The organism is Porphyromonas somerae DSM 23386 (assembly GCF_000372405.1).
In the GTDB taxonomy this organism is placed as follows: Bacteria; Bacteroidota; Bacteroidia; order Bacteroidales; family Porphyromonadaceae; genus Porphyromonas_A; species Porphyromonas_A somerae.
The window spans coordinates 1-21,060 of the sequence record NZ_AQVC01000003.1 but is presented as its reverse complement, the minus strand read 5'-3'; the positions used below and the strand labels follow the sequence as shown (position 1 = coordinate 21,060).

Here is a 21,060-nt window from a genome sequence, read left to right as displayed (position 1 = left end):
ATTCTGCAACTTCCTATTACTTTTGTTCGATAGCAGCTTGGATGTGACTAATAGCGTCGCCAACGGTCTGGATGTTTTGAGACACCTCATCCTCGATGTTGATGTCAAAAACCTTTTCAAACTCCATAATAAGCTCTACAGTATCGAGAGAGTCGGCACCAAGATCATTGGTGAAGCTAGCTGCCTCAGTTACCTCGCTCGCGTCTACGTTGAGCTTATCTACGATGATCTCTATTACCTTGTCTGCAATTTCTTGTCTTGTCATGGCAAATCTTTTGTAATTTAGTTGTTGTCAATATCTCTAGTTGTATATATTCTCCGCAAATGTAGTTATCTTTGACAATGATAACTCATCAATTACTCCGCAAATATACACATATTCTGCACAATGGGTATATTGATGTGCATTTTTAACGTTATTTCATATGAAAACTATTGCAATATTTGCCTCAGGGAGTGGTAGCAACATGCAGAAAATAGCCGAATATTTCCAAGCTCACCCCGAGCTAGAGCTACAGATTGCCTGCGTGATCACCGACCAAAAAGAGGCGTATGTACAGGAGCGAGCGAAGGCCTTTGGCATCCCCTCTCATTATCTGACCCGTGAGGAGCTGGGCTCTAGTAGCACCCTTTTGCCCTTGCTAGAGGGGTATCATGTGGATGCTATTGTGCTAGCTGGCTACTTGCGACTGATTCCGTCTTTTCTCCTCAGTGCCTACCCCGATAGGATCGTCAATATCCACCCCGCTCTACTTCCCAAGTATGGGGGCAAAGGGATGCATGGGATGAATGTACATAGGGCGGTAAAAGCAGCAGGCGAGACCACCTCGGGGATTACTATCCATGTGATCGATGAGGAGTACGACCGTGGCACTACCCTCTTCCAAGCCACAACAGAAATCTCCTCCACCGATACGGCAGAGGAGATTCAGCAGAAGGTGCAGGTGCTGGAGCATCGTTACTTTGCCCCAACTATTGCGAAGTGGCTTACCACGCTTTGCTAAAGAGCGAAAGACGGGCCACTAGCCCCAGAGCACACCTGAATTGGTCGGGAGTACCTACGGTCAATGCCCCGCTGTGACCAAAGGTTTGGTAGGTACCACTTAGAAAGAAGTAGCAGTGCTGTCCCTCCATCGGATAGTACTGCAGTGCTGCTTGGTAGAGCTGTCTATTGAGCTGACTTCGCTCCGCTTGGTCGTAGATCTTGGCGCGAGCCGTGTCGTAGATCCCTTTGAGTTGCAGTTGCCACTGAGGAGAGAAGCTGTAGCGAGCCTCTAGTACGGTGCTGAGGTTGTCGCACCGCTCTATCGCCTTTGCTGGAATGCCATGCCCCCTCAGCACGCCTAGGTAATCGAGGTCGGAGTGGTAGTAGAGGAGGTCGAGATAGATATTAAAGCGACCAAAGTCCAGTTTTTGTCCCGTCCCGATGGTAAACATCTTCTTTCCCTTTGCCAAGGGGGCAAAAGCGACCGCATACCTTAGCTGAAGTTGGCGGTCGAAGTAGCTACTATTCCACGCCATCGCTCCCATGAGGGGGAAGCGTAGTGCCACAATATCATCGTGTCCAAAGGCCTCCCTCTGCTCCCGAGTGCGGCTATTGGTAACCTGCAGAGCCAGCTCCTGGGTTGGTGAGAGCTGAAAAGAGCTACTCACCCCAGTGAGGTAGCAGGTGATTTGATTGCCATACCAGCTAAAGTCGTAGACATCGATGGGGTACTCCTGAAACTCAAATCCCCCCACCAGCTTAGCATGCCGACCCACCGTCACCGCCACTCGGTCACTCGCCTGATACTTCAAGAAGGCGTAATCGATCGCATTGCTTAGGTTTTCGAGCCGATAGATTGTAGCATCCTTATTAAAACGCTGCACATACCGATAGGAGAGTTTCGGGGTAAACCGTCCCTCTACACCCACCATCAAGTGGTCAAAAGCGAAGCGACCGCCCGTCGTCTCCTTAAATGGCTCCACACCCTCTACTCGATACCCGCCTCGGGTGTGTACCTCCAGATTGAAGTGGCGCCCACTCTCCTGAGCATTTCCCTTCACAGTCAATGAAATTAGGCAGAGCCCAACTAACCAAGCTCTTCTAAAAACTCTTCCCAACATAAATCTTACATCATTCGTATTAAGAGACAAAGCTCACAAGAAATACAAAGAAGCGAATTACCTCATTCAGTGCTCTCTCTGCATCGCTTGGAGATCCTCGAGGGTAAAGGTGATGAAGACCATTGACATCTCATCATCTTCCTCTACAAAGTAGCCAATCAAGCCATCGCCGAGGTCCACCATATCGCTATAGGCACTCATGCCAGGGTTGATCACCACTGCATCGCTCCACTGCTGGCGATAGGGGTCATAGCCGTAGAGGGCGCCGTCCCACCGCTTATTAGGTCCATACGGAAGCGAGTGGAGTAGCATCTTCAGTCCATTTTGCTCCATCAGAAGCGGGGCACCGTTACAGGCGGGGTCGTGCAGACCGGCATAGTCCTGAGTAGGTTGCCACGTCTTTCCCTCATCGTAACTGACCCTAAAGATACGGTCGCCCTTGTGGGGGTTACGGATGCTCATCAGCACCGCTCCATCGGGCATCACGATCACCTTTGATTCATCGCCACCAGCATAGGCTCTTTCCGAAACCTGCCACGTCTCCCCCTCATCGTCGGAGTAGACGAGGTAGTTATCCAATCGGTAATTGGCATCGGGGCGAATAGCAGTGACAAACATGATACGACCACTCTCCGTCACGGTCCCTTGACCCGAAGCACAGAAGGCACTCCAGAATTGGCTCCTCTGCGGGTCGGTACATTCCGAGCCGTAGATAAAGTGGGTGATGTCGCGTGCGGGGCTCCAGGTGGCACCATCGTCGTCACTGGTCATCATATAGGTAGGCATCGGGGTATCGGGGCGACCGTGCCAAAGCCCTTGCCCACCAATAAAGAGCATCACCAGCTTACCACTCTTCGCCTGCACAATTGCCACATCGCCATACCCTTTGCCGTAGCCAGTGCCACGGATTAGGATCTCAGGCTCACTCCAAGTCTTACCATTATCAAAGCTGCGACGCTGAATAATGTCTATGTCCTCGGGGATATCGGTCTGATTGAACTTCCGTCGGTCGGCAAAAGCAAGAAGCACTCCACTCTGAGTCTTGTGAATCACAGGGATACGGTAGTTGCGACTACCTCCATCACCAGGCACAAATAGTGGCTTGTACGATCTGAAGAAACGGCGGAACGTCTCATCGCCCACCTGCTTTGCCTCCACAGTCTGTCCATTGAGCGACAGCTCCTTCATCCTACAGCGTAAGATGTGGTGTGGCGAATAGTGCTCAGGTGTAGCTAGGTTGGCGGAGAGGTAGAGTACCTTGGCCCCTTCGTACGCCTTTCCTGTTAGCGTTGCTTCGCACCAACTATTGAGTGGGTGAGTGGCATACTTCACTCGCCCCTTGTAATCATCCAAGTCACGCACCGCAAGAGAATCGGAGCTCAGAATCTCCAGACTCTCTATCAGTCGTTGGCTCTCAGTAGGAATGGCGAAACGGAGCTGTAGCTGATCGCTACGCTTGAGAGGCTCCTCTAGCTCAATGGCTAGGAGCGTCTTGTGCTGTGCTCCCGCCTCCACTCCGTGGCGAGAGGGATAGACCTTGATGCCCCCCTCTTGAGCAGAGAGTAGGCAGGTAGAAAGGAGTAGTAAGGTGGCGAATAGGAGTCCCTTCTTCGTCATCATATACTTATAGCGCTAGATTGTCCTTCTCAATATCCTTAAAGTAGCGGTAGGTAGCCACACGTAGTTCGCCACAAGCTGCTTCGTCGCAAACAATGATACCGTGAGGGTGTAGCTGTAGAGCCGAGATGGTCCACATCTGGCTGATGCCGCCCTCAATCCCTTGTTTTAGTGCCGTTGCCTTCTTCTGTCCGTTGGCAAGGATCATCACCTCATTAGCATCCATAATGGTGCCTACGCCCACGGTAAGAGCGGTCTTAGGCACTAGGTTGATATCATTATCGAAGAAACGAGAGTTGACCTCGATGGTATCCGAAGTGAGGGTCTTGATGCGGGTGCGTGACGAAAGTGAAGAGCCAGGCTCATTGAAAGCAATATGCCCATCCTCGCCGATGCCACCGATGAAGAGGTCGATGCCACCGTAAGACTTGATCTTCTCCTCATACCGCTCGCACTCTGCCTGCAAATCAGAGGCATTGCCGTTGAGGATATTGGTGTTCTCCTCCTTGATATTGATATGGCTAAAGAAGTTGCTCCACATAAAGGTGTAGTAGCTCTGCTCGTGCTCCTTAGGGATACCGATGTACTCATCCATATTGAATGTAACCACATGCTCGAAGCTCACCTTGCCAGCCTTGTTCATCTCAATCAGCTCGTGATACATACCGAGTGGAGTAGAGCCGGTAGGGAGTCCTAGCACAAAGGGCTTATCGGCAGTAGGATGGGCATTATTGATACGCTCAGCCACGTGGCGTGCAGCCCACTTAGCTAGCAATTCTTTGTTCTCTTGGATAATTACTCTCATAACCTTTTCTTTATTGTATGGTAAAAATAGCGATGGAGTGTAGCGGCACCCCCTTCTAGGGCACGCTCCCTTCTCCATCGCTTCTGTATCAAAATATTATTTCAGCACCGCTTCGGCCATCACCCGACCTAGCTCCCATGCGGTTGCTTTATCCTCGGCTGAGGGAGCTTGGGAGAGCTTGATAGGGTCTGCCACCTTAGTCCACTTGCGAGCCTCAGCCCACTCCTCTAGTGGCTTGATGGTATTGGGGTTCCATGTACCCGAACCAAAGACTGAATAGAGGCGGTCGGGGATATTGCGCTCTGCCAATTGGTAAAGCACATCTTGCACATTGGGCCACACTCCATTATTATAGGTAGGTGAACCGATGATGACGCCCTTGTAGCGGAATACATCGGAGATCACCTGCGAAGCACTAGAGTAGCCCATGTGATGCAGCACCACACGATTGACCCCGTGTGCCCCTAGCGAACGACCGATCTCCTCGGCCAGCTCTTCCGTATTGCCATACATTGAGCCGTAGATCACCACTACCCCAGGCTCTGCCTCGTAGGTAGCCATCTGGCGGTAGAGCTCCAGGATCTCAGGGATATGCTTCCGCCATACTACCCCGTGGATAGGGGCAATCACCTCGATATCCAGCTTCAGTGCCTTATCCAGCGTCCGCTGCACAAAGCTACCGTACTTACCTACAATATTCGTATAGTATCTGTGTGCCTCGGGCATATAGGTAGCAAGGTCATGCTGCTCATCCCAAAAGCCTCCATCAATCGCCCCAAAAGCACCAAAGGCATCGGCCGAGAAGAGGGTCTTTTCCTTGGCATCGTAGGTAAACATTACCTCTGGCCAGTGCACCATAGGAGCGAAGACAAACTGTAGCTCACGGCTACCGATATTGAGCGGAGTCTTTTCATCTACCTCCATAAACTTATCGGTGCATACGCCATACCCCTCAAGCATGGTCTTGGTCTTCTTATTGCCCACTAGAGTCACCTCGGGGTGCCGACGAAGCAGAAGACCGATCGAACCAGAGTGGTCGGGCTCCATATGCTGTACAATCAGGTAGTGAAGTGGATCCCCATCCAAGGCACTATCTAGCTGCGAAAAGAAACGCTCCGAAAACTTTACATCTACGGTATCTAGCAGTACATTCTTCTCGTCTTTGATGAGATAGTTATTGTACGCCATACCGTGAGGAAGGGGGTAGAGATGCTCAAAGAGTGTCTGTGTTCTATCGTTTTGACCAAAGTAATAGGTCGAATCATTGATTTTGAGTTGATACTTCATATAGATAAAATAACTTTGCCTACACTAGGCAGGTAAATAACTACTTTTGGTATATGCTGTTGCCACCTCGGCGGTACTCCTTAATCGGCTGCTTGAAGCTATAGACAATCGAAGCTATCCCAATAATCACAAAGGGAATGCTGAGCCACTGGCCCATATTGAGGGTCATACCTTCTTCAAAGCCTACTTGATCGTTCTTCACAAACTCCACAAGGAAGCGCCCCACAAAGATCATCACCATCGCTACGCCAAAGATCAGCCCCTCCCGCTTCTGGGCATCACGCTTCCAGTAGAGCCACATGCAGACCGCAAAGACCAGTAGGTAGATCGCTGCTTCGTAGAGCTGGGTAGGGTGCGAAGGGGCGGAGAAGATAGGCTCTGCTCCTGCTTGCCACTGATGGATATTCTCAATAAAGCGGAAACCCCATGGCAGGTCGGTAGCATGGCCATAGATCTCGTGATTCATCAGGTTGCCGAGGCGAATCATCGCCGCCACTAAGCCCACTGGCACGCAGAGGCGGTCAAAGGTCCAAAGCATACTCTGGTGGCTCACCTTCTTGGAGTAGATCCAGATGGCGATCATGATGCCAATCACACCGCCATGGCTCGCCAGTCCCCCCTCCCACGTCTTGAGGATCTCAACGGGATTGGCCAGGTAATAGCTAGGTTCGTAAAAGAGGCAATGCCCTAGCCTCGCCCCTACAATGGTCGCAATCAGCACGTAAAAGACCAACTGATTAAAAGACTTCTCGGTGAGGTTTTCGTGCTTCCACATCTTGGAGAGAATGGTCCCACCAAAGACGATCAGTCCTACGGCAAAGAGCACTCCATACCAGCCGAGACGCAAGCCCCCCGATTGGAAGATGATCGGATCAACCGTCCAAGTAACTACGCCAAGCATCGCTCGTTAGAATCGCTTACCGATGGAGAAAATCGTATTCCAATAGACATTTGGGGCGTCATTATTGAGAAGGTTTCTGCCAGCAACAGCACCTAGCTCAAAGCTCCACGCACCCTTGGTGATCCAGCGGTAACCAGCACCCACACCGAGACCAAACTGATTGGCTTTCGACTTCTCAGTGGTCATTATATGCTCAGGATCATTCACATTAAGGATACGATTAGAGACGTAGGTGTAATTGGTGTATGCCATATTACCCTCTACATAAAAGCCTCTGAGGGCATTACCACTGGTATTCTTATAGAAATGCCAACGCACGTAAGGAGAGATCTGGAAGTTGCCCAAGGTTTCATCTGCCTGATCGTTGTCGTTTTTAATATTGAAAGAGACCCTACCGCCCACCGATAAGTCGGTATTGATAGTGTAGTCGTAAGCCACCTCAGGGTGAAGCATCACAGTAGAGGTGATAAGATTGAGCTTCACCTCGTGAGGCTTCTCTGTGAGTAGGCTAAAGCCATTATTGCCGTCATCGTAGCTAAGGCTAACGGTCTGTGCAGTAGCACCAAATGAGGCAAGCGCCACAACGGCAAGGGCAAGTATCCACTTTTTCATAACTTATGAATGTGATTGATATTAAACATCTAAACATTTACACCACAAATCTACTAAATTCCTACCACATTCCACTTCAATAGAATCGTTTTTCATAACGCTGACGCATCCACCCTCCATACTAGGTGTCTTTTATAGGGTTTACGTATCATTCAACGCGGGTAAATTCAAGGCAATTTTAGGCGCCTTGTAACCCACTGATAAACAACACTATATAAAAGCAAAAAAACTGAGATGCAACTAAGCATTTGCTTTGTTGCATCTCGCCAATCGCTTAGTTGCAACTCACCGATTGCTTAGTTGCATCTCAGTTTTTGCCCTCCTACACCACCCCCAACCTTCCCCTCACTGGTAACCAGCGAGGGGGTGCTCTGAGTAGAAGTAGGGTTGGACTATCGTTGGTAATCCCAGATTTGGGTATTCGCCTAGTGCGACATAGGTATATTTTATCTATCTTTGTAAGGAGAAGGAAGTGAAATAACTATAGATATAACAACTACCATGAAACCAAAGAGAATCGGGATCCTCTCCTCGGGTGGCGACGCCCCTGGAATCAATGCCACCATACGTGCGGTGGCGAAAACAGCCATTCATGCACACGGCATGGAGGTACTGGGATTTATGGGCGGGTTTACCGGCATCACCACGAAGAATTATATTGAGCTGAACATGATGAACCTCTCTAGTCTGCTCAGTATGGGAGGGACGATTCTGGGCTCCAGTAGAGACAAGGCTTTTCGTAAGGCGCTGCTAAAGCAAGATGAAGCGGTAGAGGAGCTAAAGAAGGCATGGAAGGAGCTGGGGCTCGATGCTATTGTCTGCATCGGTGGCAATGGCACACAAAAGACAGCTGCCGTGGTCTCGGAACTCGGTTTTAATGTGATTGGAGTGCCCAAGACGATTGATAACGATATCTATGGCACCGATATCACCTTTGGCTTTGACACAGCAGTGAGTATCGCTACGGAGCTAATTGATCGCATTCATAGCACCGCACAGAGCCACAATCGGGTGATTGTGGTGGAGGTGATGGGGCACGAGGCAGGTTGGATCGCTCTCCACTCGGGGATGGCGAGTGGGGCGGATGTGATCTTGCTCCCTGAGCTAGGGTGCGACCTAGAGTTGGTGAAGGCGGCCATCCGCAAGCGCTATGAGGAGGGAAAGAACTATGCCATCATTGTGGTGGCAGAGGGGGTTGTCTTTGATGAGCAAAAGGAGCAGCCTGAGGCGGAGCGTGAGTCGGCTGGCCATTACCTATCTCGTAAGCTACGCGAGGAGGCTGATATTGATAGCCGTGAGACGGTTCTGGGATATGTGCAGAGAGGCGGAGCCCCCTCTTCGTTTGACCGCAACCTTTGTACCAAGTTGGGCGGACACGCTTCGCAATTGATTGCCGATGGCGTCTTTGGTGTGATGGTGAGCATGCGGGCAGGGAAGGTGACGCATGTACCTCTTTCTATGGTTAGGGATAGGCTGAAGTTTGTTCAGGCCAATGACCCTCTAGTGGTGGAGGGGCGTCGGATGGACATCTCCTTTGGCGTCGACTTCTCTAAACTACGATTGACCACAGAGGAGAAGTAAGTTCTCTTTTTTACATACCATATTATATATGCCACAGATCAGCTTTGTGCTGCCTTACTATGCGGCTGACCCGATGGTGCAGATTTACTGGGTGGGGACGATCAATGGGGTGCCCACCGAGAAGCCTCTCACGCCCGACAATGGTCGTGCTACGTGGCGACTACTGCTGGACCTTGATGAGACGACGTCAGTAGAATTGATTTACCACTACCGAATTGAGCGGGAGGGACTTTTGCAGAGAGTAGAACCTCCAAGTTCGCCCCATACTCTTCGCCTTTCTATCAATGGCGAGGGCAAGGCGACGGTGCACGATTATTGGATGGAGGCGACTCCATGGCATCGCTATACAGAAGCTCCTTTGGCACATCTCTTAAGGGAGTGCAATCTGAGGAAGTATCGGATGCCTTCGTTCTCCACTACGTCGCGAGAGGCCTATTTGGTTCCCATCCATCGAGCTTATGATGGCGACCTCCTTTTGGTGGGTGCCGACCCTTCTATCGGGGGGTGGCATGTGGAGGAGGGGATGCCTCTTACCCTTTGTCGGCACGGCTATCTACTCCAGTTCCCTAAGGCTATTGAGACGGAGTACAAGTTGGTCTGGAGGCGACCCGATGGGGAGATTCTTTGGGAGAAAGGGGATAATCGATATTACCGCCCCTCGGAAACGGGGCATTTTACTCTGAGCCCGCTTCCGGAGCCTACTTTTGAAGGCGTTGCAAAGGAGGAGCCACTGCCCCGCACCTTAACTGGCACAGCGGTGCCCCTCTTTTCGCTACGAGGAAAGGCAACGCAGGGGATAGGTGACTTTTCGGCAGCGGTGGAGTTGCTGGATTGGATGCAGAAACGAGGGCAATCGGTGCTGCAACTTCTGCCGATCTACGATACCACATTCACTCATTCGGAGCGAGACTCTTATCCCTATAGTGCCATCACTACCTATGGGTTGCACCCTATCTATATGGATTTGCGGAGGCTACCGGGTTATCGGACCGCACCCGAGCGACCTCTATGGGAGCATAGGGCAAGGCTTTTGGATGCCCTTGATGCGGTAGACTATGTAGCGGTGTCACGATTTAAGGAGGAGGTAATCGAGCTACTCTTTGACCGATGGGCTCTGCAGAAGCGAAGTCGGGAGTACCTGAAGTTTATTGAGGAGGAGCGGTCGCAACTCCTACCCTACGCACTCTTTTGTGCGATACGCGACCTTTATCCGGAGCGAGGTGTATCGCAGTATCCGCCCTATGACGAGGTGTTGGCGGAGTGGCAAAAGGACAAAATCTATCGTGGGTATCAGCTGGAGCAGTCGGTGGAGAAGTATCAATTTATCCAATACCATCTTTATCAACAATTGAGTGCTCTACGAGATGAAGCACATAAGCGGGGGATTATCATCAAGGGGGATCTCCCGATTGGGGTGTCGCGCGATAGTGTGGACGTTTGGGTGGCACCGCATCTCTTTTGCCTCGATAAAGAGGCGGGCTCACCGCCAGATGCCTTTTCGGCTACAGGGCAGGATTGGGGCTTTCCGACCTATCATTGGGAGGCGATGGCACGTGATGGCTATCAATGGTGGCGACAAAGGTTACAGACCATGTCACGGCACTTTGATGCCCTTCGTATTGATCATATCCTCGGCTTCTTCCGCATTTGGAGCATTCCAGTAGGGAGTGGCGATGCCGCTACAGGTTGGTATGTGCCAGCAAAGGGGTATGCCGAGGAGCAGGTGCGTGGCTTGGAGCCTTTCTTCAATAAGGACGAAAGGGGAGCGTATCATCCGCCACTAGAGCCGGCAGGTTGCCAGAGCTTCGAAGCCCTTTCGGAGGAGGAGCAGCAACGGCTACTCGGGCTCTCTTACAACTATTATTATAAGGAGAATGACGCCCTGTGGACCGCTACCGCCTTGGAGCGACTCACGAGCATTCTTTCGGCGAGCGACCTATTGCTTTGTGCCGAGGATCTTGGGGTATTGCCCCAATGTATCCATGAGGTGCTGAGGGGGCTTGAAATCATTTCGCTAGAGGTATTGCGGATGCCGAAGCTACTCGGTCGCACGTTTGTGGAGCCTGAGGATATCCCCCAGCTTTCACTCGTCACCACCTCAACGCACGATATGCCTTCGCTACGAGGTTGGTGGCATACGCTATCAAAGAAGGAGCGGAAGGCACTGGCTGAGAGCTACCACTTTGAAGAGGATATCTCGCCTCGTGGGTTGGTGAATGCGTTGCTTCAGTCGCCCCGCTCCATTCTACTTGTCCTTCCGCTACAGGACTGGTTTGTCCTCACTGGCTTTGGGTCAGAGGTTCCACCCGAAGCGGAGCAGATCAATATTCCACAAGACCCACACCACGTCTGGAACTACCGCCTCCCCAAGGGTCACCTCACCGATTAACGCCTGAGGCGGAGACTATTGAGCACCACGGTGACGGAGCTGAACGCCATCGCGGCAGCAGCAATCATCGGGCTAACAAAGAGGGCGGGGTAGAACAAGCCGGCAGCTATTGGCACCGCCAACATGTTGTAGAAGAAAGCCCAGAAGAAGTTTTGGTGGATGATCCGACTGCTCCGCTTGGAGAGGGCGATCGCCTGCTCAAGGGCAAAGGGCGAACCCGAGACAACGGTGAGCTGTGCCACCTCGGTAGCGATGTCACTACCACTGGCAATGGCAATGCTAAGGTCGGCAGTTGCCAAAGCAGGAGAGTCGTTGATGCCATCTCCCACCATTGCCACCACCTTTCCTTCCGATTGCAATTGCTCAATGTATGCTTTCTTATCGAGGGGCGAGAGCTCCCCTTGGGCCTTTTCGATGCCTGCTATCTTGGCGAAAGACTCCACCCGACCTGTTTGGTCGCCCGAGAGCAGATGCACCGTCACCCCATGGCGGGTGGCGAGCTGAGCCATCGCTTCTGGCACCTCTTCCCGTATCTCATCCTCAATCACCAGCACCGCCAGTAGCTGATCATCGGTGGCATAATAAACCATCGTGGCGAAAGGGTAGTCTCGCTCCAATGCCTCAATATCGACCGAATCCATCGAGCTATCGGACCAGACAAAGGCACGACTGCCGATGCGGTAATTCTCCCCATTATGGCAAAAGAAGAGCCCATTGCCAGGTACCTCGGTGAGTGATTCGGGGGTGGCGTCGCTGCCCATTGCACTGTAGGCGGCAATGATGGCGGCGCCTAGGGGGTGGCTACTCATCTGCTCGGCACGTACGAGGAGCGCTTCATTCTCGGGCGTTCTCGTCAGCCATTGAGCCGCCACGATGGTGGGGGTTCCTTTGGTGAGCGTTCCGGTTTTATCGTAGACCACGTCGGTCACCTTGCCCAATTGCTCCAGGGCGGTAGCATCCTTCACCAGCAAACCGAGGGAAGAGGCTTTGCCCATCGCTACGGTAATGGCTGTGGGGGTGGCCAATCCCAAGGCACAAGGGCAGGCGATCACCAGCACACTGATGGCGAAGTAGATGCCGTGTAACCACGGGGTTTCACCTCCACCCAATCCCCACGCCAATAGCGTTACCAAGGCAAGAAAAAGGATGGTAGGGACAAAGTAGCCCGCCACCTTATCGGCAATCCTTTGGATAGGAGCTTTGGTCGCTTGGGCATGGCGAACCGCTTCTACCACACGGCTCAAGAGCGTCTCTTCGCCTACCTTTGTGGCGATAAAAGTGGTTGCTTTACCCACGGAAATACTCCCAGAGTAGACCTCTTCGCCCGCCACTTTGGTACGAGGCAAGGGTTCGCCAGTGATACTACTTTCATCAAAGGAACCCTCCGCCTCTAGCTGGCCATCCACCGGCACACTATCTCCGTGACGCAAGCGGATCCTATCCCCCACCACCAGTTCGCTTAGGGGAAGTTCCAACCAAACCCCTTCTCGCTCCACCATCGCCGAGTCGGGAGCCAGTGCCATCAACTGCCGGAGGGCAGTATTAGTGCGTTGCTTCGCCCGCTCCTCTATATAGCGACCGAGTAGCACAAAGGAGACGATCATCCCCACCACGTCGAAGTAACTATTGCCAAAGAGGTCGCCACTCTCCACCTCGCCGAGTGCCAAGTAGCGTACCAGGCTAAATAGATAGGCGGTGAGCGTACTCATACTGATCAGCGTATCCATCGTGAAGGAGGCGTGCCGTAGTTGCTTCCATGCCCGCAGATGGTAGTCGCCTGCCGACCAGAGGAGAATCACCGTGGCAATCACCGCATTGATCCTCAGCACCCACGCCGAGGAGATACCCCAATGCCCCCCATACATACCCACCACCATGGCGATGATAGCAAGCAGCACCGTAACGATCAACCGCCGTCTCAAAGCCTTCAACGCACGGCTCTCCCCCTCCTCACGGATCGCTTCCCGTTCGCTCGCCTCAGCCTCTATCAGCATATCATACCCGATGCTTCGGACAATCCGTTGTAGCTCCTCGGGCGAAGTCACTTGGTCGTTATAAGTAACAAGTGTCCGTCCCTCCATCAGATTGACCGATACCTCCTGCACCCCACTTGCCTTGCGGAGTGCCCCCTCCACCGTAGCTACACACCCCGCACACATCATGCCGGTGACTGTAAACTGTCTCTCTATATTCATCTCTCTTTATTTTTTTGATTACGCTTGCAAGTTACTGATAATTCCCCGCAATCCATTTGCATTCTCATACTTCGTAATATTGAACAGACACAATAACAGTAATAGATTAACAGAATTGTATCGTCAATATTAACCTATTGAAATAGTAGTACAGTACATTTGCAGGCAGATATTAGCGAATAATAATAGGTGTATGTTTAGAAGAATTGCTCTACTTGGTCTGCTACTTATAGCACTATTCACTTACGCATCTGCACAAATGGTTCCCATAACTGGGAGGATTATCAGCACGGCAAATAAAGAGACCATTCCAGATGCCACTCTATTCGTGGTGGGGACGAACCCTCCTATCGGAATAACAACAGATGCCCATGGAAAGTTTTCAATCACTGCCCCTGTAGGACGACATAACCTCCGAGTCAGCTGCATTGGATATGAAACAAAAGAGATAGAGATCGTCCTCACCGTGGGTCGATCGGAGTACCTAGAGCTCTCTCTGGAGCCTGCCTCCTACACACTAGACGGAGTAGAAATTGTCCGAATCCACGATAAAAGCCGCCCCATTCAGCCACTGCTCTATGCTGGTGCTCGTAGCTTTAGCGTAGAGGAGGCTGACCGCTATGCGGGGACGTTGGGAGATCCAGCACGTATGGTACGAAGCTTTGCTGGTGTGATGCCTATCAATGACTCACGAAATGAAATAGTAGTTCGCGGTAATTCGCCTTTGGGAGTACAATATCGTATGGATGGTATTGAGATCCCTAATCCCAACCACTTCAATGCAGGTATTGGTATGACGGCAGGGCAGGTAACAGCACTCAATATGAACTTAGTGACCAATTCCGATTTTATTATGGGTGGGTGGCAAGCATTACAGGGAAATGCCCTAGCAGCCATCTTTGATCTCAATCTTCGAAAAGGGAACCCACGCCAGCATCAGATGCGCTTTCAAATGGGTTACAATGGTCTGGAATTGATGAGCGAAGGTCCTATTGACAAGAAGAAGCTTACTTACATTGCCTCATATAGGTATTCGATACCAGAACTCATGAGCTACGCTATGAAGCTATTTAACAAAGAGATGCCCACGGTACCCAAGTATCAAGACCTCACCACAAAACTCCATTGGCAACTAAATGACGAGCATCAATTATCGCTCATCGCATTGATGGGGACAAGCGGAATAGATATTCAATTGAGTAATCTTAACTCTGGATCGACGGTAGAGGTGGAGGAGACTAGCTTTGACCAACTAATAAAGCTAAGGAGCCAACTGGCAATGGTCGGGCTAACCTACCAAGGGCAACTTAGCCCGCAGACCGACCTCAAAGCAACACTCTCATGGAACTACAATAAGGTTGATATGAAGGTAGATACGGTAATGCTCCCTAAAACGAGTGATTGGAAAATGATTTACCTAGATAGAAGCCGAGAGCATAAGCTTTCAGTGACAGCCGATATACACCACCGTTTCAGATCACAGCGTGACCAAATCTACGCCGGGCTAGTACTCGACTATTATCTCCTCAATGCTTACAACCTCTCCTCAGAGTACCCCTTTCCCCTCAATGACCTGCGGTCAGGCTTTGGTCTCATAAGAGCGTATGCACAATATCAGCACCTTTTTTCAGAGAGAGTATCAAGTACTATAGGGTTACATAATATGTACCTACCACTTAATGGCAGCTACTCAGTAGAGCCCCGTGCAGGACTTGAATACCGGATAGGCTCTCAGCACACACTCGGGCTATCAGGGGGGCTGTATGCTCAGCTACCACCCCATACATTCTTTTTCGTGAAAGATAGTATGGGAGAGCTTGATCCCTCTAGCCACAACCTAGGCTTCTCTAAAAGTTGGCACATCAACCTATCCTATAACTATCAGTGGAATAGTGATTGGAGATTGAAGTCTGAGCTCTACTATCAAAGCCACTTTGAGATACCTACAGAGGACCATGCCTATGGCACCTCTTTACTTAATTATGGAGCTGGGGAGAATAATATGGAGCGGATCCCTGGACTTAAGAATATTGGCAAAGGACGAAACTATGGTGTGGAGCTGACTCTTGAGAAGTATTTTAGCCACAATTACTTCTTACTCATCTCTGGGACGCTATACCGTTCGCTCTACACCGACCCCATTCTTCAACAGGAGTTCAGCACGGCATTTGATGGAAAGTACATCCTTAATATCACTGGTGGCATTGAACATCCCTTCAATAAGAAATGGACGCTATTCGCTGCTCCACAGGTGGCTCTAGCAGGGGGACTTCGGTATACGCCAGTGGACGAAGCCAAGTCTATTGCACAGCATAAAATTATCTACCAAAGAGACCAGTGGATGGCACACCAGCTCTCCGCATATCTACGCATAGATACTCGATTTGGGCTCCGTCTCTACGGGCCAAAGGCTACGCAAGAGTGGGGAATCGATCTTGTCAATATCACCAATCGCAAAAACGTTGCTGCCAAGATGTATGATGTCGATAGGCAGAGGTACGTTACACAATACCATTTCACCTTCTTCCCAATGATCACTTATCGAGTCAACTTCGGAGTACCATCCAAATAGACTTATAATGTAGCTAGTAAGGTCTAGATACATTGAGAGAGCCAAGATCGGCATTTTCTTCAACTTGTAGAAATCTCTGGAAAAAGGTAACTTTGTAGATATTGTATATAATATCGAATAAGTAATGATCCAAGAAGATATCAATAATATTGGTACACACTACTCCTCGCCTAGAGCCGAAGGGTTTGCTGCCAACCGCAAAAAGAAACTTAGCGTCTCCGACTACCTCCGCGATCTCCCAGAGGGGTGCAATAGCGAGGAGTTTGTAGAGGTGCAATTCAAGAATACACGCAAGGGATACTTCCTCAATAGCCTGGCACTAGACCTCCACAAGGGGGATATGGTTGCGGTAGAGGCGTTTCCCGGCCACGACATTGGAGAGGTAACGCTGACCGGAAAGTTGGTACAAAAGCAGATGGCGAAGGTCAACTACCGCCACCCCAATGGCGAGCCACGCCGCATCTATCGTATTGCCAAGCCCTCAGATATGGAGCGGTATTACGAGGTCAAAGCCCTAGAACAAGAGACAATGATCCGCAGTCGCCAGATCGCCGACGCCCTTGGTCTAGAGATGAAGATAGGCGATGTAGAGTATCAGGGAGATGGGCAAAAGGCCATCTTCTACTACATCGCCGAGGGGCGAGTAGACTTCCGTCAATTGATCCGAAAGCTGGCAGAGGCCTTTCATATCCGTGTGGAGATGAAGCAGATCGGAGCTCGACAAGAGGCGGGAAGGATCGGAGGATTGGGCCCTTGTGGTCGACAGCTATGTTGCTCAGGCTGGATGACTAGTTTTGTATCTGTAGGCACCAATGCTGCTCGTCTGCAAGATCTATCCCTCAATCCCCAAAAGCTAGCAGGTCAGTGTGCCAAGCTCAAGTGTTGCCTTAATTTCGAGGCCGACACCTACCTCGAGGCACAGCAGCAGCTCCCCCACCGTTCCATAGAGCTACGAACCTCCGTTGGCGACTATCGATTTATGAAAGCCGACATCCTAGCAGGTCAGCTCACCTACGTGCCAAAGGCACGTGACCATCGAGAGGTCTCTGAGCCCATCACCATCTCCAAGGAGCGAGCCCATGAGATTATCGCACAGAATAAAGCGGGCAAGCTACCCTACAACCTCCAAGGCGATGAGGAGCTAGCACCTAAGGCGACCGTAGAGGAAACGCAAAACGACCTCCTACTGCAGAGTAGCATGAACCGCTTTGACGACGAGCGAAAAGAGCGCAGACAGAGGCGGAGCAAGGGCAATAACCGAAGGCAGAAAAATAGAGAGAAGCAAGCAGCTCCCAACGCACAGAGCACCAGCCCCGCTAAGGAGGGTGGCAACAGACGGCGCCGTAGGCGGAATAACAACCGCCAGCCTCAAGCTCAAGCCTCTGAGGGCACCGCACGAAATAGGCGGGACCGAAGAGGTCGCAACAATCGTGACGGGAATCCATCGGACTAAGTAGGTAAGCAGAGCTGCCAAAGGGGATATGAAAGGTGGTGGTATGGCGAGTGCCAAACTTGTAGTCCAAGTGGCATGGATAGTGCTTTGGATAGTGGTCAGCGTTGGCTGTAAACCCAACGAACCTCGGTACCACTATTTTGAGCAGCTTCCCAATGAGGCGTGGTCACAAGATCAGGAAATATTCTTCAGCACAAGCGACCTCGATAGTACACAATTGTATGATGTAGACCTCGTCCTACGCCTGAAGCGCGACATCCGATACCAGCAGCTACCGATAGGGGTTGCTTTCGAGACCCCCTCTCGGCACTTCACCACACGAGTGGTCAATGTGCCCTTATCTCACCTTCGGCTAAGGAGTGGAGGTTTTGCGATCTACGAGCAGAGCCTTCGGATAGAGGAAGGCGTGCAGTACCCCGAGCAAGGGGTTTACACCTACAGCGTCCGGCAACTCTCCACCGACTCCATTGTCAAAGGAGTGGTAGAGGTAGGGCTCACAATGACCCCTCGAGAATAATTCACGAGCGACTTAAGGCATAGGCAAGCGGTATGAACGTGGTATTTAGGCAGAGCTTCAAAGGTACCCTCACCAATTTAATCGGTGCGGGGATCGGCTTCCTAAGCACCTTCTTTGTCATCACCCGCCTACTAACCCCCGAGGAGATTGGTCTCACAAGGGTGTTGGTCGAAGCCGCCACTTTGGTTTCGGGCTATGCCCTTTTGGCAACCAATAGCTCCAGCATTCGCTATTACCCCTATTTTCGTACAGATGATGGACGAGATAGGGGTTTCTTTCGTCTGCTACTCACCATTCCACTCCTAGGATTATTGATATTTGGCGGTGCCTACCTCCTATTCAAAGAGCCCCTGGTCGCCTACTTCTCCCCTAAAGGAGGGGAAGAAGACCTCTTCCAGCGGTACTATTATATGGTCCTGCCACTGGTGCTCTTCATCCTTTACCAAACCCTACTCGAGGTTTACTGTAGCCTAAGGCAGCGTATAGTATTGCCCAAAGTGAGCCGCGAAGTACTGCTCCGGCTCCTGCTACTCGTGGCATACATCGCTTATGGGATCGGCTGGATCGACTTCGACCTCTTTGTGATCGCCTTTGTACTCTCCTATGGAGTAATGATGTGTGTCACCCTCTTCTACAGCCTACGGATATCGCCTCAGGCACTTAGCGCACCTATCGAACCCATCACTCCCGACGTGCGGAGAGACTTCCGACGCTACACCCTCTTCACACTCCTGAGTGCTATGGGCAGCAGCATCGTGCAGCGCCTCGACCTCTTTATGGTCTCTGCCGAACTCGGGATGGCATCAGCCGGTATCTACACCATCGCCTTTTATGTGGTGGCGGTAATTGAGATGCCCTCACGCTCGCTCAGTGCCATGTCGTCGCCCTTTGCCTCAGAGGCGATTCACAGTGGCGATACCGCTCGGCTCAATCAGCTCTATCGCCGAGTATCGTGCTATCAGCTATTGGTAGGGGCATTGCTACTACTGGCGATTTGGGTCAATATCGACCTGCTCTTTTGGCTCATTCCCAATGGCGAAACCTATGCACTCGGCAAAGGAGTGGTGCTATTTTTGGGGTTGGGGAAATTAATCGACCTCGCCTTTAGCTTCGGCAATGGCATACTGAGGTACTCCAAGTACTACTTCTGGACCCTCGCCTACACCATAATAGTGGTAGTAGTCACCATCCTGCTCAATCTCTACCTGATTGAGCTCTGGGGAATGGTCGGAGCCGCTGTGGCTACGATGATTACCTTTGGGGTGAGCTATACCTTTCAGCAATTGGTGCTTTGGCGAAAGCTGCAAATCACCCCGATTAGTAGAGAGCTGGTGCGGATTGTAGCTCTCTTTGGGCTATTGATGTTGGTCAATTATCTACTCCCCCACGCAGGGCATCCGTTGCTCGATAGTGTGTGGAGGTCGTTGGTAATTGGTATATTTGGCTGGTGGCTCATGCGTAGGCTAGAGACATTTAGAGGTCTCGAGGCACAGGTAAAGGAGCTAATCATGGAATTTTGGACTAAGAAAAAAAGGAGAGTAAGCGATGAGTGAGGTAGTAGAGAAGCAAGAGGAGAGCAAGCTACAGGCAAAGGGCATTACACTAGTGCCCATGGGAGGAGTAGCAAGTAGAGTACGGACGGTGGCTTCGATGATTTACTTGGCAGAGAAGTATCACCGCCCTCTCGAGATCATTTGGCATACCGACGAAGAGATGCCGGTCTCCACAGACCGACTTTTCACCCTTGTCCCCAGACTAGCCACGAAGGAGATCACTTTGAGAGCCTCTGAAACATGGGATACGCTACTAAATATGCCACCCATGATCAATAACCTATACTTCTCCTACCCCATCGTATCACTGAGGTACGATAGAGTACTCTTTGGCAGTCATCTCGCACGGATGATCTCACGCGACCGAGATGAGCTAGAGGCTCTTCTCAAAGATGGAGAGAAGTCCCTGCTGATTGCCACAGACCAGAGCTTCGGCAATTATTACGGAATGTACGATGTGCTAGAATCGACCGTGGAGGTCAATAACGTGGTACTCTCCATTATGGCAAGCTGGAAAAATAGCGTGGTAGGAGTGCATATCAATCGAAGAGCCAACTCCCGCTCCACGTTCAACGAATGCCCCATCGAACTATTCATCAAGCGGATGCAAGAGATGATAGAGGCCGATAGAGAGACCAACTTCTACATCGCCACCACCTCCAAAGATGAGCGTGAGCGGCTCGCCACCATCTTTAGAGAGCGCGTCTATGTACCCCACAGCGTTGCCGACCCCGACACACTGAAAGGAGTAATACAATCCCTCGGCGAGCTACTCGCCCTTTCGCACTGCGACCGTATCCTCACCACCCCAGAGAGCAACTACTCCCAAGTCGCCTCAGAGCTCGGCAACGTCCCACTCGAGACCCTCAGCATCTACGCCAATATCTAGCCACCCCCCACCCCTCCCAATTAAAAAGATAGGTGACCAGCCACAGTCACCACCCATCCATCTATCACAGCGTCCGACCTGTCCGACCTGTCCGACAAAGCACCCAGCATTGGCCAACCCCGAAACACCTGCTATATAGTAGGGCGAAAACTGAGTTGCAACTAAGCGATCGACGAGTTGCAACTAAGCAAATGGCGAGTTGCAACAAAGCAAATGCTTAGTTGCAACTCAGTTTTTGCTCTCATGAGAATGTTGCACAAAGTGCCATCCTCGCACATTTGCTTCAAATGTGCTGAGACTTTGCACGAGGGATGAGATGCAAGGCGCTGAGGATGAGGACGAAGGGAGCGTACTTACGTACGTGACCGAGGCCCGAATTCCGAAAGCAACGCAGCAGATCGCCTTCGTGCAACAGTCTCCTCATAGGTGGAAGGTTTAAGGAGGTGCTTAGAGATACCTTTTTTTTGTCCTGAATAAGATGATCCGACTCACAAGAGATTGAATAAAACCGGAGAGGACAGACTAACCCCTACCCCTAGTCACGGCTCTTAGGCCAATGGCCAGGGGATTGTAAGGTGATCCC

16 protein-coding genes are annotated in these 21,060 nt (G+C 51.1%); 8 read left to right on the top strand and 8 right to left on the bottom strand.

The annotated features are described in order from the left end of the window. Nucleotides 1–16: 16 nt before the first annotated feature. Nucleotides 17–265, bottom strand: coding sequence for an acyl carrier protein (locus A3GK_RS0100865; protein WP_018027641.1), 249 nt, complete (start codon nt 263–265; stop codon nt 17–19). Nucleotides 266–425: 160 nt separating this feature from the next. On the opposite strand from A3GK_RS0100865, the gene purN reads away from it, so the two are divergent. Then, the gene (gene purN / locus A3GK_RS0100860; protein ID WP_018027640.1) at nt 426–1,004 is read left to right on the top strand and encodes a phosphoribosylglycinamide formyltransferase; all 579 of its coding nucleotides are present in this window, start codon (nt 426–428) and stop codon (nt 1,002–1,004) included. Here the strand turns inward: purN and A3GK_RS0100855 are convergent. The 6 genes from A3GK_RS0100855 to A3GK_RS0100830 form a co-directional block, all read right to left on the bottom strand. Continuing rightward, a complete protein-coding gene (locus A3GK_RS0100855; RefSeq protein ID WP_018027639.1) occupies nt 988–2,106 on the bottom strand; it encodes a porin in 1,119 nt (372 codons plus the stop codon). The two genes, purN and A3GK_RS0100855, sit on opposite strands and share 17 nt — an antisense overlap. Nucleotides 2,107–2,172: 66 nt before the next feature. Continuing rightward, complete coding sequence (locus tag A3GK_RS0100850; protein ID WP_244860708.1) at nt 2,173–3,726, bottom strand: sialidase family protein; 1,554 nt, start codon at nt 3,724–3,726, stop codon at nt 2,173–2,175. Nucleotides 3,727–3,730: 4 nt separating this feature from the next. Next, nucleotides 3,731–4,528, bottom strand: coding sequence for a glucosamine-6-phosphate deaminase (gene nagB, locus A3GK_RS0100845; protein WP_018027637.1), 798 nt, complete (start codon nt 4,526–4,528; stop codon nt 3,731–3,733). A gap of 96 nt (nt 4,529–4,624) precedes the next feature. Further along, nucleotides 4,625–5,815: an FprA family A-type flavoprotein gene (locus tag A3GK_RS0100840; protein ID WP_018027636.1), complete on the bottom strand. Its 1,191-nt coding sequence runs from the start codon at nt 5,813–5,815 to the stop codon at nt 4,625–4,627. Between the two features lie 40 nt (nt 5,816–5,855). Beyond that, nucleotides 5,856–6,716 carry a prolipoprotein diacylglyceryl transferase gene (gene lgt / locus A3GK_RS0100835; protein WP_018027635.1) on the bottom strand — a complete coding sequence of 287 codons (861 nt, stop codon included), beginning with the start codon at nt 6,714–6,716 and terminating at the stop codon, nt 5,856–5,858. A 6-nt stretch (nt 6,717–6,722) separates the two neighbouring features. Beyond that, nucleotides 6,723–7,328 carry an autotransporter outer membrane beta-barrel domain-containing protein gene (locus tag A3GK_RS0100830; RefSeq protein WP_018027634.1) on the bottom strand — a complete coding sequence of 202 codons (606 nt, stop codon included), beginning with the start codon at nt 7,326–7,328 and terminating at the stop codon, nt 6,723–6,725. A gap of 501 nt (nt 7,329–7,829) precedes the next feature. On the opposite strand from A3GK_RS0100830, the gene A3GK_RS0100825 reads away from it, so the two are divergent. Both A3GK_RS0100825 and A3GK_RS0100820 read left to right on the top strand, forming a co-directional pair. Next, a complete protein-coding gene (locus A3GK_RS0100825; RefSeq protein ID WP_018027633.1) occupies nt 7,830–8,909 on the top strand; it encodes a 6-phosphofructokinase in 1,080 nt (359 codons plus the stop codon). A gap of 28 nt (nt 8,910–8,937) precedes the next feature. Then, complete coding sequence (locus A3GK_RS0100820; protein ID WP_018027632.1) at nt 8,938–11,298, top strand: 4-alpha-glucanotransferase; 2,361 nt, start codon at nt 8,938–8,940, stop codon at nt 11,296–11,298. Here the strand turns inward: A3GK_RS0100820 and A3GK_RS0100815 are convergent. Further along, a complete protein-coding gene (locus tag A3GK_RS0100815; protein ID WP_018027631.1) occupies nt 11,295–13,493 on the bottom strand; it encodes a heavy metal translocating P-type ATPase in 2,199 nt (732 codons plus the stop codon). The genes A3GK_RS0100820 and A3GK_RS0100815 overlap by 4 nt on opposite strands. Before the next feature lie 193 nt (nt 13,494–13,686). Here A3GK_RS0100815 and A3GK_RS0100810 point away from each other — a divergent pair, with 193 nt between their 5' ends. The 5 genes from A3GK_RS0100810 (at nt 13,687) to A3GK_RS0100790 (ending at nt 20,477) form a co-directional block, all read left to right on the top strand. Then, nucleotides 13,687–16,065 (top strand): TonB-dependent receptor, encoded by a 2,379-nt coding sequence (locus tag A3GK_RS0100810; RefSeq protein WP_018027630.1) that lies wholly within the window; start codon nt 13,687–13,689, stop codon nt 16,063–16,065. 124 nt (nt 16,066–16,189) lie between these two features. After that, nucleotides 16,190–17,518, top strand: a complete 1,329-nt coding sequence (locus A3GK_RS0100805) for a PSP1 domain-containing protein (protein ID WP_018027629.1) — start codon at nt 16,190–16,192, stop codon at nt 17,516–17,518. A 28-nt stretch (nt 17,519–17,546) separates the two neighbouring features. Then, nucleotides 17,547–18,035 (top strand): gliding motility lipoprotein GldH family protein, encoded by a 489-nt coding sequence (locus tag A3GK_RS0100800; RefSeq protein ID WP_018027628.1) that lies wholly within the window; start codon nt 17,547–17,549, stop codon nt 18,033–18,035. A 32-nt stretch (nt 18,036–18,067) separates the two neighbouring features. Beyond that, entirely contained in the window at nt 18,068–19,588 is a 1,521-nt protein-coding gene (locus tag A3GK_RS0100795; protein ID WP_018027627.1) for a lipopolysaccharide biosynthesis protein, read from the top strand. Further along, nucleotides 19,581–20,477: an O-fucosyltransferase family protein gene (locus A3GK_RS0100790; protein ID WP_018027626.1), complete on the top strand. Its 897-nt coding sequence runs from the start codon at nt 19,581–19,583 to the stop codon at nt 20,475–20,477. The genes A3GK_RS0100795 and A3GK_RS0100790 overlap by 8 nt, the downstream gene beginning before the upstream one ends. Nucleotides 20,478–21,060 lie beyond the last annotated feature (583 nt).